This window comes from Sphingomonas sp. 35-24ZXX (assembly GCF_000786215.1).
Lineage (GTDB): Bacteria > Pseudomonadota > Alphaproteobacteria > Sphingomonadales > Sphingomonadaceae > Blastomonas.
The window spans coordinates 765,981-779,601 of record NZ_JROG01000003.1; the positions used below are offsets into that span (position 1 = coordinate 765,981).

13 protein-coding genes are annotated in these 13,621 nt (G+C 65.1%); 3 read left to right on the forward strand and 10 right to left on the reverse strand.

Translation table 11 applies throughout. The features are described from left to right. Positions 1 to 71: 71 nt before the first annotated feature. The 10 genes from cysS to LI72_RS06340 all read right to left on the reverse strand — a co-directional run bounded on the left by cysS (position 72) and on the right by LI72_RS06340 (position 11,942). Positions 72 to 1,523 carry a cysteine--tRNA ligase gene (gene cysS, locus LI72_RS06295; protein ID WP_033924914.1) on the reverse strand — a complete coding sequence of 484 codons (1,452 nt, stop codon included), beginning with the start codon at positions 1,521 to 1,523 and terminating at the stop codon, positions 72 to 74. Between the two features lie 112 nt (positions 1,524 to 1,635). Then, positions 1,636 to 2,382 carry a hypothetical protein gene (locus tag LI72_RS06300; RefSeq protein ID WP_052129551.1) on the reverse strand — a complete coding sequence of 249 codons (747 nt, stop codon included), beginning with the start codon at positions 2,380 to 2,382 and terminating at the stop codon, positions 1,636 to 1,638. 31 nt (positions 2,383 to 2,413) lie between these two features. Then, entirely contained in the window at positions 2,414 to 4,450 is a 2,037-nt protein-coding gene (locus LI72_RS06305; RefSeq protein WP_033924915.1) for an adenylate/guanylate cyclase domain-containing protein, read from the reverse strand. Between the two features lie 335 nt (positions 4,451 to 4,785). Next, entirely contained in the window at positions 4,786 to 5,457 is a 672-nt protein-coding gene (locus tag LI72_RS06310; protein WP_033924916.1) for a nitroreductase, read from the reverse strand. Between the two features lie 76 nt (positions 5,458 to 5,533). Beyond that, positions 5,534 to 7,357, reverse strand: a complete 1,824-nt coding sequence (gene cobT / locus LI72_RS06315; protein ID WP_033924917.1) for a cobaltochelatase subunit CobT — start codon at positions 7,355 to 7,357, stop codon at positions 5,534 to 5,536. Positions 7,358 to 7,417: 60 nt separating this feature from the next. Further along, a complete protein-coding gene (locus LI72_RS06320; protein WP_231562379.1) occupies positions 7,418 to 9,337 on the reverse strand; it encodes a transglycosylase domain-containing protein in 1,920 nt (639 codons plus the stop codon). A gap of 244 nt (positions 9,338 to 9,581) precedes the next feature. After that, positions 9,582 to 9,923, reverse strand: coding sequence for a HepT-like ribonuclease domain-containing protein (locus LI72_RS06325; RefSeq protein ID WP_033924918.1), 342 nt, complete (start codon positions 9,921 to 9,923; stop codon positions 9,582 to 9,584). Further along, a complete protein-coding gene (locus LI72_RS06330; protein ID WP_033924919.1) occupies positions 9,913 to 10,209 on the reverse strand; it encodes a nucleotidyltransferase family protein in 297 nt (98 codons plus the stop codon). The genes LI72_RS06325 and LI72_RS06330 overlap by 11 nt, the downstream gene beginning before the upstream one ends. A gap of 15 nt (positions 10,210 to 10,224) precedes the next feature. Continuing rightward, the gene (gene cobS / locus LI72_RS06335) at positions 10,225 to 11,217 is read right to left on the reverse strand and encodes a cobaltochelatase subunit CobS (RefSeq protein WP_017671586.1); all 993 of its coding nucleotides are present in this window, start codon (positions 11,215 to 11,217) and stop codon (positions 10,225 to 10,227) included. A gap of 56 nt (positions 11,218 to 11,273) precedes the next feature. Further along, positions 11,274 to 11,942 carry a J domain-containing protein gene (locus tag LI72_RS06340; RefSeq protein ID WP_033925380.1) on the reverse strand — a complete coding sequence of 223 codons (669 nt, stop codon included), beginning with the start codon at positions 11,940 to 11,942 and terminating at the stop codon, positions 11,274 to 11,276. Positions 11,943 to 11,994: 52 nt separating this feature from the next. Here LI72_RS06340 and LI72_RS06345 point away from each other — a divergent pair, with 52 nt between their 5' ends. The 3 genes from LI72_RS06345 to LI72_RS06355 are packed head-to-tail and all read left to right on the forward strand — an operon-like array spanning position 11,995 to position 13,621. Then, complete coding sequence (locus LI72_RS06345; protein ID WP_033924920.1) at positions 11,995 to 12,282, forward strand: BolA family protein; 288 nt, start codon at positions 11,995 to 11,997, stop codon at positions 12,280 to 12,282. Beyond that, positions 12,279 to 12,722 carry an NUDIX hydrolase gene (locus LI72_RS06350; protein ID WP_033924921.1) on the forward strand — a complete coding sequence of 148 codons (444 nt, stop codon included), beginning with the start codon at positions 12,279 to 12,281 and terminating at the stop codon, positions 12,720 to 12,722. Before LI72_RS06345 ends, LI72_RS06350 begins: the two co-directional genes overlap by 4 nt. Then, positions 12,722 to 13,621, forward strand: a complete 900-nt coding sequence (locus tag LI72_RS06355; protein ID WP_033924922.1) for a pirin family protein — start codon at positions 12,722 to 12,724, stop codon at positions 13,619 to 13,621. The genes LI72_RS06350 and LI72_RS06355 overlap by 1 nt, the downstream gene beginning before the upstream one ends.

Genomic DNA, 13,621 nt, shown 5'->3' on the forward strand with positions numbered 1-13,621 from the left:
GCGCGCTACCGGCTGCGCATATGTCCCTCGACTTCGCTCGGGAACTCGGCACCGGATGTTGCGGAAACCTGCTAGACCTCTATCCGCCACTCCCAACCCAGCGGGTCGCCATCCATCACCTCGACGCCCGCTGCGACGAGGTCGTCACGAATGGCGTCAGACGCCGCGAAGTTCTTGTCCGCCCGCGCTTCCTTGCGCAGCATGAGCTGGCGCTCGATCTGGGCCGCTTCGATCGATGCCGCAGCCGGACGCAGACGCAGGTCGGCGCGGTCGAGGCGCAACAGGTCGAGGCCGAGCACCGCGTCCATCGCCGCCACCGCTGCAAGCCGTTGGCCTGCATCGATCTTCTTCTGCGCGAGCACCTCGTCGAGCACGGTCAGCGCCTTGGCGGTGTTGAGATCATCCGAAACCGCTGCGGCGAAATCGCCGAGCAGCTGCGCGAGCCGAGGATGCTCTACGGCCTCCGCCGCCGCAGCCTGGCCGCGCAACGTCGCCACCGCCATCACCAGGCGCTTGAGCCGGGTAAGTGCCGCCAGCAGATTGTCCCAGCTGAACTCCAGCTCGCTGCGATAATGCGCCTGCAGGCACATCAGGCGGTACGCCAGCGGGTGGATGCCCTTCGACACCAGCAACGGCAGCCGCAGGAATTCGCCACTCGACTTGGACATCTTGCCGGTCCGGTCGATCAGGAAGTTGTTGTGCATCCAGAACCGCGCGCCGCTGCCGTGCGAGCAGGCAAACGCCTGGTTTTGCGCGATCTCGTTGGGATGATGAATCTCGCGGTGATCAATCCCGCCGGTGTGGATATCGAACGGGAAGCCGAGCAGGGCCTCGCTCATCACCGAGCATTCGAGATGCCAGCCCGGTGCGCCCGGCCCCCAGGGCGACTCCCATTCCATCTGGCGGCTCTCGCCCGGCGGCGTGCGGCGCCAGATTGCGAAGTCCTGCGCATTGCGCTTGCCTTCGACCGCCTCGATGCGCCCCTCGCCCGCCTCGGTGGCAGCCCGCGCCAGCGATCCGTAGTCTGCGACGGTCGAGACATCGAAATACAGGCCGCTGGGCAGCGCGTAGCAATGCTTGTCGGCGATTGATTTGGCAAACTCGATCATTTTGGGCACGTAATCGGTGGCGATCGACCATTCGGCCGGCTGGCGGATGTTGAGCGCCTTGATGTCGTCCCAGAACGCCTCGGTGTAATGCCGCGCGATATCCCAGATCGACTGCGCCTGCGCGGCGGCGGCCTTTTCCAGCTTGTCCTCGCCATCGTCGCCATCATCGGTCAGATGGCCGACATCGGTGATGTTGATGATGTGCTTGAGCGCAAAGCCCTTGAAGCTGAGCACCCGGCCCAGTGTGTCGGCAAAGACATAGGCGCGCATGTTGCCCAGATGCGCATAATTGTAGACCGTCGGGCCGCAGCTGTAGACCCGCGCCTCGCCGGGATGGACCGGCGCGAACGGTTCGAGCGAACGGGTGAGGCTGTTGAACAGCATCAGCGGAGCGGTATCGGCAGGCGTCGTCATGCCCCTGCCCTTGCCTGCAAAGCGCGCGGGCCGTCAAGCCGGGATGGCGCGCACAAAAAAGCCCCGCCCGCGCCGGTCGCAGCGGCGCGGGCGGGGCCCGGGGAAAATCGCCTTAGCGGTCGCCGCTCGAGTTGGCGTCCTGACCGGCGGCGGCCATCGTCTCGACCAGCAGGCCGAGCTGACTTTCGCAGCCATTCTCGATCAGCGTCCCGGCGAGCTCGTCCACCTCGGTGGGCACGCTGGGCAGCACGATCAGATCGATCTTGCGAGCCTTGCCGTCCGATCCGGTCAGAGTGTAGCTGGTGCCGCTCACCACCGGCACTTCGGCCAGCGGCCAAAGCCGGTTGGCGGCATTCGCTTTCCACACGATATCGCTGCTGGCGCCGGTGGCGCTGACGATCTTGGTGTTCATCTCTGCGCCGACCTTGGCGCGCCAGAACATCAGGCGCGCAGGCTCGGCGACGCAGAACTTGCCGGCATAGTCAGCGTCGATGAACCACAGGCTGGGGCTGCGCGGGCTGGCCGGTGCAACCTTGGCGGGCGCACCGCGGACGGCCCCCGTGCGGCTGCGCGTGGCAGGGCCACCGGTCGAGAGCAGGCTAGCGATCTGCGTGCTCTGCGTCTGGTCGCGCTTGACCGTGCCATCCAGCGTGAACGTGCCGGGGCCGGACAGCACCCGCGTGCCGGCCTTGTCGAGCACGGTCACCTTGTCGCTGGCCTTGAGCACCACCTTGGTGTTGGCGGGCAGCTTCTTGCCGGCGGGATACTGGGCCGCAGACGGACCTGCCGAACGCACCACCATCGACTGCGCCATGGCGGCACCGCTGGCGGTGACCCCCAGGGTTAGAACAGCACCCAATGCAAGTGCCCGGCGAAGTACGGACTTCCTTTCAACCGAGAACATAGCTTTCTCCTTTTTGTGTCTGACCAAGTCGCTTGAACAGATTCGCGATGGCCTCTTCCTGCCCCAATTCTTCGAGCTGTGTTGTGAGTTGAACCACAGCCTCGTGATCGCCCGCCTGATGTGCCTCCACCAGGGTTGAAATCCTTGCGCGTTCGCTCTCCGGCCGGTCGGGCGCGGGCTCGAATATGTCCACCGGCTTGGCCCGCCCTCTTAGCACGATCCGCCCCATCGGGCGATACCAGTCGAGCCCCGAGCGCTCGGCGGCCTCGCGGCTGACGAGCACGCGCGTATCGAGATTCTTGTTCGCGGCCTCCAGCCTTGCTGCCGTGTTCATGCTGTCGCCGAACGCGGTGTACTGGATGCGCCCCTCGCCGCCGAAATTGCCGACGATCGCCTCGCCGAAATGCACGCCGACCCGGGTGCGGCCGATCGGCGGAACGCCCTCGGGCGCACTGCGACGGAATTCCTCGCCGGCTTCGTACATCGCCCAGGCTGCACGTACGGCGCGCTCGCCATCATCGGGAAAGCCGATCGGCGCGCCCCAGAAGGCGACCACGGCATCGCCCACGAACTTGTCGAGCGTGCCGCCATATTGCAGCACCACGTCGGCCAGCTTGTCGAGATAGTTATTGAGCAGGAACGCGACCATCTCCGGCTCGATCGCATGGGTCAGCTTCGTAAAGCCCTCCAGATCGGTGAAGACGCAGAAGATCTCGCGCTTTTCGCCGTGCAGCGCCAGCTTGTCCGGGTCCTTGAGGATTTCCGCCGCGACCGAGCGGGGCAGATATTTGCCAAGCGCACTCTGCGCAAAGGCGCGCTGCTTGGAGCCCACCACCCGCGCCGCCGCACCGACCGAGGTATAGGCTAGCAGCCATCCGGTCGCCCAGCCGAAGCTCGGCAAGTTGAGCGTGTCGAAACCCTGATACTGCAGGATGAAGGGCGCGGTCATGAAGAACAGGATCTGCGTGCCCAGCAACAGCCCCATGATCCAGGCGCGCGCCTGGCTGATCGCGGTCAGGCACCCTGCGATGATCACCACGATCGCCATCACCCACAGCGACCAGTTCGGGAAGGAAAACGGCTGATCGTTGTCGAGCAGCTGCGACATCATGTGCGCGTGCACTTCGAGCCCGATCATCTGCGATTCGCCGGTAACGACATCGCCGATGCGGGTCAGCGGCGTATCGAACTTGTCGAAATCGACGAAATCGCCGCCGATCAGCACGTGCCGTGCCTTGATCTGGCTGGCGACGAATTCGGCGCTGGCAGGATCGGCGAACAGATCGATCGGCAGCTTGTTGATCACCGGACGGTCGGACGACAGCGGCAGGCGGAAGCGGATCGCGCCGCGATAATCGGCAAAGGCCGCGTTGGCAGGCGTCATCGCGCGCACCATGATCGGTGGCAGGTTCTTGGGCTGGTCGGGCCAGCGCCGCGCCACACCATCGGAATCGGTCACAAGCCGGATGCTGGTGGGTACGGTCTTGTCGGTGGTGATGTCCTTGAGGAACTGTTCGAGAAACTCCTGCTGGCGGAACTGGATCGCCTCGGTGTTGGTCTCGTTCGAGGCATAAGCGACATGCGTCGGGGTGCGCATCGATCGAAACGCGGCCTTGAGCACTTCGTCATCGTCCTGCGGCTGATCGAACAGGATATCGATGCCGATCGATTTGGCGCCCATCTTGTCGATGTTGGTGAGCGCATTGGCGAGAATGGTGCGATCGACCGGCGAGCGTTGGCCGGTGTCGATCAGCGTGTCGTCGGTGTAGACGACCATCACGATACGCGGGTCCTGATCGACCTTCTTGGCGAAATTGGCTGCCCGCATGTCGTACATCGCGTTTTCCGCATCGCCCAGCAGGGGCATCTGCGGGCTGTAGCGCGCGACGGCGATGGCAAACACCAGAAAGCCCAAAGTGGCCAGCAGACGCACCAGCCCCAGCTGGCGAATCAGGCGATTGGCCGAGCGGCCAACCTCGTCGCGGCTGCTGGGCGCGGTGGAAGGTTCGGGTTTCAAGGCCATGATGTCAGGTGTCGCCCCCCGGCGTGCGATCCCGTTTGGTCGAACCCCGGGCCATGGACGCGCTGTCGCTGCCACCCCTCTCCGGGACACCGGCGAGCAGGTCCAGGTCCGCGCAGTCCTTCATCGTCCAGAACCCATGCCGGCTCTTCTGCATGATCACACCCCGTTTGATCCCGACGCTGATGCGGCGGCAACTTGACGAACTCGGTGCGACCCGGACTGGATTCGTTTGCCAATGCTATAAAGCCCCCAAAGCGGCGTGACCAGTTGCCGCTTGGGGTTTTGTGATGATTATACAGGTCTGGCAGAGCCCGACCGATGTTGCGGCTAAAGGCTCAGAACCCGCGGAACTGAAGAGCATCGTCGATGCTGACGCGCGGGACGGCAAAGTTGTTGATCGGCGCATCGGGGTCGCGATAGCCCACCGCCATGCCGGTGAAGAAGATATACTCGTCGCTGATGCCCAACAGTTCGCGCATGTAGCTGCCGTACATCGCCCAGATTTCCTGGGGGCAGCTGTCCAGCCCGGCCTCGCGTAGCAGCAGCATCACCGTCTGCAGCCACATGCCCATGTCCGACCACTGCGGCGGACCCATATAGGTCCGGCAATAGGTGAAGATCTGCACCGGCGCGCCGAAGCTGTCCCAGTTGGCCATCATCTGCTTGACCCGGCCTGCGCCGTCTTCACGTCCAATGCCCAGCGCGCCGAACATCGCTTCGCCCACCGCGCGGCGCTGGGTCTCGTAGCGGCCTTCGAGCCCCTTGGGATAGATGTCATACTCCATCCCCTCGCCCATCGGCGCTGTCGCGGCCTTGGCCTTGATCTTCGCGGTGAGGTCCGCGAGCGGCTCTCCCGTCAGCACGATCGCATTCCACGGCTGGGTATTGCCACCCGAAGGCGAACGCTGCGCCTTAATCAGGATGTCGCGGATCATTTCCAGCGGCACTGCGTCCGGCTTGAACTGGCGCACGGAACGACGGGTGGCAACGGCTTCGGATACGTTCAAGGCGGTTCTCCTGATCAGCAACTACGGTATTTAATTGCGTGATTAAACACCGTACCCGCCCTTAGCAAGCGCTGCCTCACTCGTCGTCGAACAACCCCGCCAATTGCTCGACCATCGCGCCGCCCAGCTGCTCGGCGTCCATGATCGTCACGGCGCGGCGATAATAGCGGGTGACGTCGTGGCCGATGCCGATCGCGATCAGCTGCACCGGCGACATCTTCTCGATCCAGTCGATGACCTTGCGCAGATGCTGTTCCAGATAGGCACCATGGTTGACCGACAACGTCGAGTCATCGACCGGCGCGCCGTCCGAGATCACCATCAGGATGCGCCGCTCCTCGTGCCGCGCGATCAGCCGGTTGTGCGCCCAGAGCAAGGCCTCGCCGTCGATGTTTTCCTTCAGCAGTCCTTCGCGCATCATCAGGCCCAGGTTCTTGCGCGCGCGCCGCCAGGGCTCGTCGGCCTTCTTGTAGATGATGTGGCGCAGGTCGTTGAGACGCCCGGGAAGCTGCGGACGGCCCTGCGCAAGCCAATCCTCGCGGCACTGCCCACCCTTCCACGCCTTGGTGGTGAAGCCCAGGATCTCGGTCTTGACGCCGCAGCGCTCTAGCGTGCGCGCCATGATGTCCGCGCTGATCGCCGCGATGCTGATCGGCCGTCCGCGCATCGAGCCGGAGTTGTCGATCAGCAGCGCGACGACGGTATCGCGGAATTCGGTGTCGCGCTCGATCTTGTACGACAAAGAATGCCCCGGCGCGACGACGACGCGGGCCAGCCGCGCGGCGTCGAGCATGCCCTCTTCCTGGTCAAAATCCCAGCTGCGGCTCTGCTGTGCCATCAACCGGCGCTGCAGCCGGTTGGCGAGCTTGGTCACCGCGCCCTGCAGATGCGCGAGCTGCTGGTCGAGATAGGCGCGCAGCCGCAGCAGCTCATCCTCGTCGCACAGGTCGGTGGCCTCGATCACCTCATCGAAACGGGTGGTCCAGGCCTTGTATTCGAAGTCATTGGGAAGATCGGTCCAGGGGCGGTTGGGCCGCGTCGGCATCATGCCATCGTCGCCCATCTCGCCGGGGTCGCCATCGTCCCCCTGCTCCATCTCGCCTTCGGTATCGGACTGGTCGCCGTCCTCGTTCTCGCCGGTCTGCTCCTCGCCGCGCGCTTCGGTCTGGCCCTGGTCGGAACCATCCTGCTCGCCGTCCTGATCCTCGGGCTCGCCCTCCTCCGAGGAATCGTCGTCGCTGCCGTCGTCCTGGCTGTCTTCCTCGTCCATCTGGCCTTCGGTCAGATCCAGATGCTCAAGCAGCCGGTTGGCCAGCGCGGCAAAGGCCGACTGATCGTCGAGCGACAGCGCCAGATTGTCGATATCCTCGCCGCCCTTGGTCTCGATCCATTCGCGGACCAGATCGACCCCGGCAACGCTGCCCGCAGGCATCGGCTTGCCGGTCAGGCGTTCGCGCACGATCAGGCCAAGCGCGGTGGAGATGGGCACCTCATCGGCGCGCGTGGCGCGTGCAATGGGGTCCGACCGCATCCGCATTTCGAGCGCAGCATCAAGGTTCGCGCCAAGGCCGCTCATCGACCGGCTTCCCAGGGCCTCGATCCGCACCTGCTCGACGGCATCGAACGCCGCGCGCGCCACCGCCTCGCGCGGGGCGTTGGCGTTATGCTGCGCCGCATTGTGGTGCTTGAGCCGCAGCGCATACAGATCGGCAAAGCCGCGGGCCTCGGCCACCTGATCGGCGGGCAGCTTGCGCCCGGGCATCGGCACGCGCAGCTTGGTGCCCGATTGCGACGGCGGGTCGGCGGTGAATGCCACCTCGACTTCGGGCTGGCTCGCGATCGCGCGCGCGGTGCCGGCCAGCACATTCTTCAGGTCATCAAGCGGGGTGCGGTTGGTCATCCGCTATCGCTGGAGATGCACGCGACCGATGTCAAGCGAACGGCGGCGGCGGCGTGACGATCATTGCGGCGGATCGGGAGGCTCCGGCCTGCGCCGCTCGATCTGCGCGCCCTGCCCATCCACCGTCACCGCTACCGGCGCGCCGCCGACATCGCCCGAAATGGTCAGCCCCTCGGGCGTGACCCGGACATTCGTGCCGCCGATCTCGCCGGTGATTTCACCCTCCAGAAGCGGGCCGATCACCGGATCGGGATCGATCTCTTCCGCCGGCGCCACCGGCGCGGCCCGGCGCGGCGGCACGGCGCCGCGGACCGCCTCGCCCATGAACTGCCGCCATAGGCGCGCGGGCAGCCCCCCCCCGCGAATGCCCTGCATCGGGCTGTTGTCGTCATTGCCGATCCACACGCCGACCACCAGGTCCCCGGCATAGCCGATGAACAAGGCATCGCGGTTGTCCTGGCTGGTGCCGGTCTTGCCGAAATTGGGGATGTTGAGGCTCGCCGCTCGCCCGGTGCCGCGATTGACGGCGGCGCGCAGCATGTCCTGCATCTGCTCGTGGACGCGCGAAGAATAGCTGTCGGGGCCATCGACCAGCCATTCGAACCAGCCCTGCTCCTCGCGGCGGAAGGCGTGCGGTTCGACAGGCCACTGGTTGCCCGCAACGCCGGCAAAGGCGGCGGTCATCTCGAGCAGGGTCGCGCTGCCGCTGCCCAGTGCCAGGCTGGGGTCGCCCTCGGTGAACGGCCCCTTGAGGCCCAGTTGAGTCGCCTGCTTGATCACCTTCTCGCTGCCGACCTTCTGGAACAGCCGGACGGCGGCGACATTGCTCGAATGGATGAACGCCTCTTCCATGCTGATGACGCCGCGATAGCGATCCCCGGCGTTGCGCGGGCGGTAGCTGCCGGTGGTGATCGGCGAATCGTCGACCACCGTATCGGGCTCCATCCCCGCCTCCAGCGCCGCCAGCCAGACGAACAGCTTGAAGGTCGATCCCGGCTGCCGCCGCGCTTGCGTCGCGCGGTTGAAGGGCGAGGCGGCGTGGTTCTTGCCGCCGACCATCGCCACGACCTCGCCATTGGTGCGCATCGCGACCAATGCCACCTGAGCCTTGCCCAGACCGGCCCGCGCCACGATGCGTTCGGCGGCGCGCTGCAGCCGGGCATCGAGCGTCGTCGTCAGCTCCAGCCGCGCATGCGACATTTCGGTCAGGGCGCGGGCCTGCGGCATCGCCCAGTCGGCGAAATAGGTGCCGTTGGCGATCTTGGGGCGTTCGTGCACGTCGAGCCGCGGTTGGGGCAGCGCGTCGGCCTCAGCCTGAGTCAGATAGCCGGCATTGACCATCGCCGTGCGAACCATTGCCGCGCGGCGGCTTGCGCCCTGCCAGTTGCGGGTCGGGGCAAAGCGCGACGGTGCCTGCACCAGACCGGCAAGCAGGATCGCCTGCTCGGGCTTCAGCTTTTCGGGCTGCCGGTAGAAATAATGCAGCGAGGCGGCGCGCAGACCGTACACATTGTCGCCGAAATAGGCGTTGGAGAGATACCGTCCCAGGATCTCGTCCTTGGTCAGCCAGGTTTCCAGCCAGAACGCGATCAGCATCTCGCGCAGCTTGCGCGTCAGACTGCGCTCGGGGGTGAGGAAGCTGATCTTGGCGAGCTGCTGGGTGATCGTGCTGCCACCCTGCATCCCGCTGGCGCCCGAGACATTGGCCCAGAGCGCCCGCGCCAGGCCCCGCGGATCAATGCCCCAATGCGAATAGAACCTCCGGTCCTCGATCGCCAGAAACGCCTGCACGACATGCTCGGGCAGCCGGTCGACCACCACCGGTTCCTCCACCACCGCACCACTGCGCGCGATCGGCGTGCCATCGGCGGCGAGCAGCGTGATTTCGGGCGGGGCGATCGGCTGGAGCGACTTGGACAAAGGCGCGGTGATCGCCAGCCAGGCGAGCATGATCAGGAACAGCACGAACCCGGCGGCCATGATCCTCTTGCCCCACCACCAGCGGTTGCGCGGCGGCTTGACAGGGGTAGGATGACCTGGCGCCGGAGACAGAGATGGATCGGCAGGATCTGCCCAAGGGTTGCGCGCCTCGCCCAGCCCCGGCGGCGGCCACGCAGCATCCGCAGCGGAAGCCCCACCACTCCCAAAACGTCCCGATCCGAATCGCAGTTTCTTGAACACAGCGGTGTGTTATATGATTATGACAGCCGTGGCCAGACGCGCTTCATTGACCGAGCGCGACGCGGCATCGTTCTGCAAGCCTGGGAACATCGTGGACGGCGGCTGCATAGATAATCTCATGGTCGACCATGTCATATTCGTGACGCAAGCGATTGCCCAAGCCACGCAAGGCATGGAACGGAACTTCTGCTGCGATAACGGCCATGCGCTGTTCACCGATCCGGATAACGGCTTCGGTTATTCGCTGGAGGCACCGTTCAATCGCATCAACGGTCATACGGCTTTCGGCAAACTGCTCGAAATTCATGCCATTCAGATATTCAGCTACATATTGCGCGTTCTCGACGATATCGAGCAGACGGTTACGTTCGCGCTCAGAAGACATCGACGCGATCCCGATCAATCGCCACCTGCATGCGTGCCTTGCGCGCAGGTTCGGCGACCAGATCGACCTTCGTGGTCAGTATTTGTTCAAGGCGATCAGCGATTCTGGCATATTGGAAGATGCCGACTTTGGCTTCCGGCGCAAATCTTGCCGCCAGATCGATGTCCGATTCCGCGCGCTCCTCACCCCGCGCTGTCGAGCCAAACAGCGACAGCCGAGCCACGCCGAGCATACGAAGCTCAGCCTCGTGCGCTTTCAGCCGTGCAATCGCTGTCGCTTTATCCATCGCAACCCCGCAAAATCACCCCTTGCCGATGATGCTCTCCGGCAGGTCCTCGCCGAACACGCGCTGGTAGTATTCCGCGACCAGCATCCGTTCTGCCTCGTCGCACTTGTTGAGGAACGACAGGCGGAATGCGAAGCCGATGTTGTGGAAGATCGCGGCGTTCTGCGCCCAACTGATCACCGTACGCGGGCTCATCACGGTCGAGATATCGCCGTTGATGAAACCCTGGCGGGTGAGGTCGGCGACCTTGACCATGTTCTTGACCACCTTGGGGTCGGTCTCGCCCACCTTGGCGAGCACCACCTTGGCCTCGGTCTCGGCTGGCAGATAGTTGAGCGTGCACACGATGTTCCAGCGGTCCATCTGGCCCTGGTTGATTTGCTGCGTGCCGTGATACAGCCCGCTGGTATCACCCAGGCCCACGGTGTTGGCGGTGGCGAACAGGCGGAAATACGGGTTGGGACGAATCACGCGGTTCTGGTCGAGCAGGGTCAGCTTGCCCTCGGTTTCGAGCACGCGCTGGATCACGAACATCACATCGGGGCGACCCGCGTCATATTCGTCGAACACCAGCGCGGTCGGGGTCTGCAGCGCCCAGGGCAGCAGGCCTTCGCGGAATTCGGTGACTTGCTTGCCATCGCGCAGCACGATGGCATCACGGCCGACCAGATCGATACGGCTAATATGCGCATCGAGGTTGATGCGGATGCACGGCCAGTTGAGGCGCGCGGCGATCTGCTCGATATGGGTCGACTTGCCCGTGCCGTGATAGCCCTGCACCATCACGCGGCGGTTGTGGGCAAAGCCCGCCAGCACTGCCAGCGTGGTTTCCGGGTCGAACACATAGCTCGGGTCGAGATCGGGGACGCGTTCGTCGGCTTCGCTGAACGCGGGCACCTCCATGTCGATATCGACCCCGAATACCTCGCGCGCCTTGACCATCCGGTCGGGCGCATCGAGCAGGGTGCCGTCACGGCTGTCAGGCTGGGTATTGGAAATATCTGTCATGTGGGTGTCCGCTATTAATCGGTCGCTTAAGAATGCTGCCATGCCCGATGGCACGATCAGGTGAAAGCAGCAAGTTTGCGCAAGTGCGTATAGGCGGCGATGACCTCCTGCAAGGCTTTCTCGTGTGCTCGGTCACCACCATTGCGATCGGGATGATAGGCGCGCACCAGTTGCGAATAGGCCTTGCGAATGGTGGCGCGAGTGGCATCCGCGCCAAGCCCTAGCGTCCGCAATGCGCTCTGGTCCGCGGCGGAAAGCCCGCGCTGCTGCGCGCGGGCAGCATCGGCGTTCGCCTTGGCGCGATCCGCCACGTTCTGCCGGAACCGCGCGCCGATGGCATCGAGCGGATCGGCAAAGTCGCCCCAGCGCGGAGTCTGCCCGGCGCCTGCAGCAAAGGCGCGAGTCTCGCGGTCCCAGCCCGAGGTCGGACGCTGTGCCTCATAGATTTCCTCTGCGGTCATCCCGGCAAAGAAATTGTAGCGCTCGTTGAACTCGCGAATGTGCTCGAGGCAGAACCAGCGATAGCGGCCCGGTCCGTCGAAGCGCGATCCGTGCGACCGTTCCTGCGCGGGCGGCGCGCGAAATTCGCCTTCCTCCTGGCATTCGGCCCAGTCGCAGCCGCGCCCGGTGCCTTCCACCCGGCCATGGAAGCGCGCACGGCGCCGCGTGGCACCGCCCTGCTTCTCCTGTTCGCTTCCGTCTACCAAAACCCTGATGCCGTCCATTGCGCTGCGCGCCGCCTCGCCATGCGGCGGCGAGCAGGCTATATAGGGTGGCATGGACACCAAAACCAAGGGCCCGATGGCCAGCGAAATCGAAACCCGGCTGATCGCGGCGCTCGCGCCCGCGCAGATCGACGTCATCAACGACAGCGCCAAGCACAGCGGCCACATGGGCGATGACGGCAGCGGCGAATCGCACTTCACCGTGGTGATCGAAAGCGCGGCCTTCGCGGGCAAGTCGCGGCTGGAGCGCCAGCGCATGGTCAACAGCGCGCTGGGCGACCTGCCCGGGCAGAAGGTGCATGCCATAGCGATCCGCGCGAAAGCGCCGGGGGAGGCATGAGCGCACGGCGCCCTCGACCGGCCGCCCGCATCCTGTTGACCGATCGCGCGGGCCGCGTGTTGCTGTTCCGCTTCACCCCCGATGATCGCCCGCCCTTCTGGTGCACGCCCGGCGGCGCGCTCGACCCCGGCGAAAGCTATGCGCAGGCCGCACGTCGCGAATTGTGGGAGGAAACCGGCCTCGATCTCGAGTGCGGACCGGAAGTGGCGCGCCGCGAAGTCGAATTCATCACGATCGAGGGCGACCCGGTCAGCGCTGACGAGCGCTTTTTCGCCGTCGTCACCGATATCACCCATATCGACTGCGGGGCGCACACCGCACTCGAACAGCGCGTGATGCGCGAATGGCGCTGGTTCACGCGCGACGAACTCGCCGCCCATGACGAACCCTATTTCCCCGAAGACCTTGGCGCGATGCTGGCGCTGCTGGAGACAAGGTGATGACTAAGAACCTGTTCACCCTCACCCTCCTGCCCACCACCCATGATCTCGGCGGGTTCACCGTGCGGCGCGTGCTGCCGCAGAAAAAGCGGGCGATGGTGGGGCCGTTCATCTTCGTCGACGAGTTCGGCCCCGCGCAGCTCGATATCGGGCGCGACCTCGGCGTGCGGCCGCACCCGCATATCGGCCTTGCCACCGTCACCTATCTGTTCACCGGCGCGATCGATCATCGCGATTCGCTGGGCACCTTCCAGACGATCCACCCCGGCGAGGTCAACCTGATGACCGCGGGACGCGGCATCGTCCATTCGGAGCGCAGCCCGGAAGGCGAAATGGCGCAGGGTGCCAAGCTGTTCGGCATGCAGACCTGGCTGGCCTTGCCCGACGCCCTGGAGGATGCCGAGCCCGCCTTCGAGAATATCGGATGTCCCGCGCTGCCGACAATCGATGACGGCAAAGCGTCAGCCAGGGTGATCATGGGTTCGCTCTGGGGGCAGACCGCACCGACAACCTGCCACAGCCCGACGATCTATGCGGACGTCGTGCTGCAGCCCGCTGGCGCGATCCCGATCGACAGCGAGGCCGACGAACGCGCGGTGATGCTGGTCGACGGCGATGCCGCGCTCGATGGCCTGCCGCTCGAACCCTATCTGCTCTATCTGATCGCACCCGGCGCGAAGCCGAAGCTGGAGAGCATCGGCGGTGGCCGCGTGATGCTGCTGGGCGGCGCCGACTTCGCGTCGGAGCGGCACATCTGGTGGAACTTCGTCGGCTCGTCGAACGAGCGCATCCGCGTTGCCGCCGACCGCTGGAATCGCGGCGCCTTCCCCAAGGTCCCCGGCGACGAGCAGGAATTCATCCCGATTCCCGAAGTGCCGTTGACGCGGGGCCGGACCTGA

What these genes read in the sequence shown, in the direction of transcription:
- cysS (WP_033924914.1), bottom strand. Translation starts at nt 1,523, where the DNA reads ATGACGACGCCTGCCGATACCGCTCCGCTGATGCTGTTCAACAGCCTC.
- LI72_RS06305 (WP_033924915.1), bottom strand. Translation starts at nt 4,450, where the DNA reads ATGGCCTTGAAACCCGAACCTTCCACCGCGCCCAGCAGCCGCGACGAG.
- cobT (WP_033924917.1), bottom strand. Translation starts at nt 7,357, where the DNA reads ATGACCAACCGCACCCCGCTTGATGACCTGAAGAATGTGCTGGCCGGC.
- LI72_RS06320 (WP_231562379.1), bottom strand. Translation starts at nt 9,337, where the DNA reads ATGGCCGCCGGGTTCGTGCTGTTCCTGATCATGCTCGCCTGGCTGGCG.
- LI72_RS06325 (WP_033924918.1), bottom strand. Translation starts at nt 9,923, where the DNA reads ATGTCTTCTGAGCGCGAACGTAACCGTCTGCTCGATATCGTCGAGAAC.
- LI72_RS06330 (WP_033924919.1), bottom strand. Translation starts at nt 10,209, where the DNA reads ATGGATAAAGCGACAGCGATTGCACGGCTGAAAGCGCACGAGGCTGAG.
- cobS (WP_017671586.1), bottom strand. Translation starts at nt 11,217, where the DNA reads ATGACAGATATTTCCAATACCCAGCCTGACAGCCGTGACGGCACCCTG.
- LI72_RS06340 (WP_033925380.1), bottom strand. Translation starts at nt 11,942, where the DNA reads ATGGACGGCATCAGGGTTTTGGTAGACGGAAGCGAACAGGAGAAGCAG.
- LI72_RS06345 (WP_033924920.1), top strand. Translation starts at nt 11,995, where the DNA reads ATGGACACCAAAACCAAGGGCCCGATGGCCAGCGAAATCGAAACCCGG.
- LI72_RS06350 (WP_033924921.1), top strand. Translation starts at nt 12,279, where the DNA reads ATGAGCGCACGGCGCCCTCGACCGGCCGCCCGCATCCTGTTGACCGAT.
- LI72_RS06355 (WP_033924922.1), top strand. Translation starts at nt 12,722, where the DNA reads ATGACTAAGAACCTGTTCACCCTCACCCTCCTGCCCACCACCCATGAT.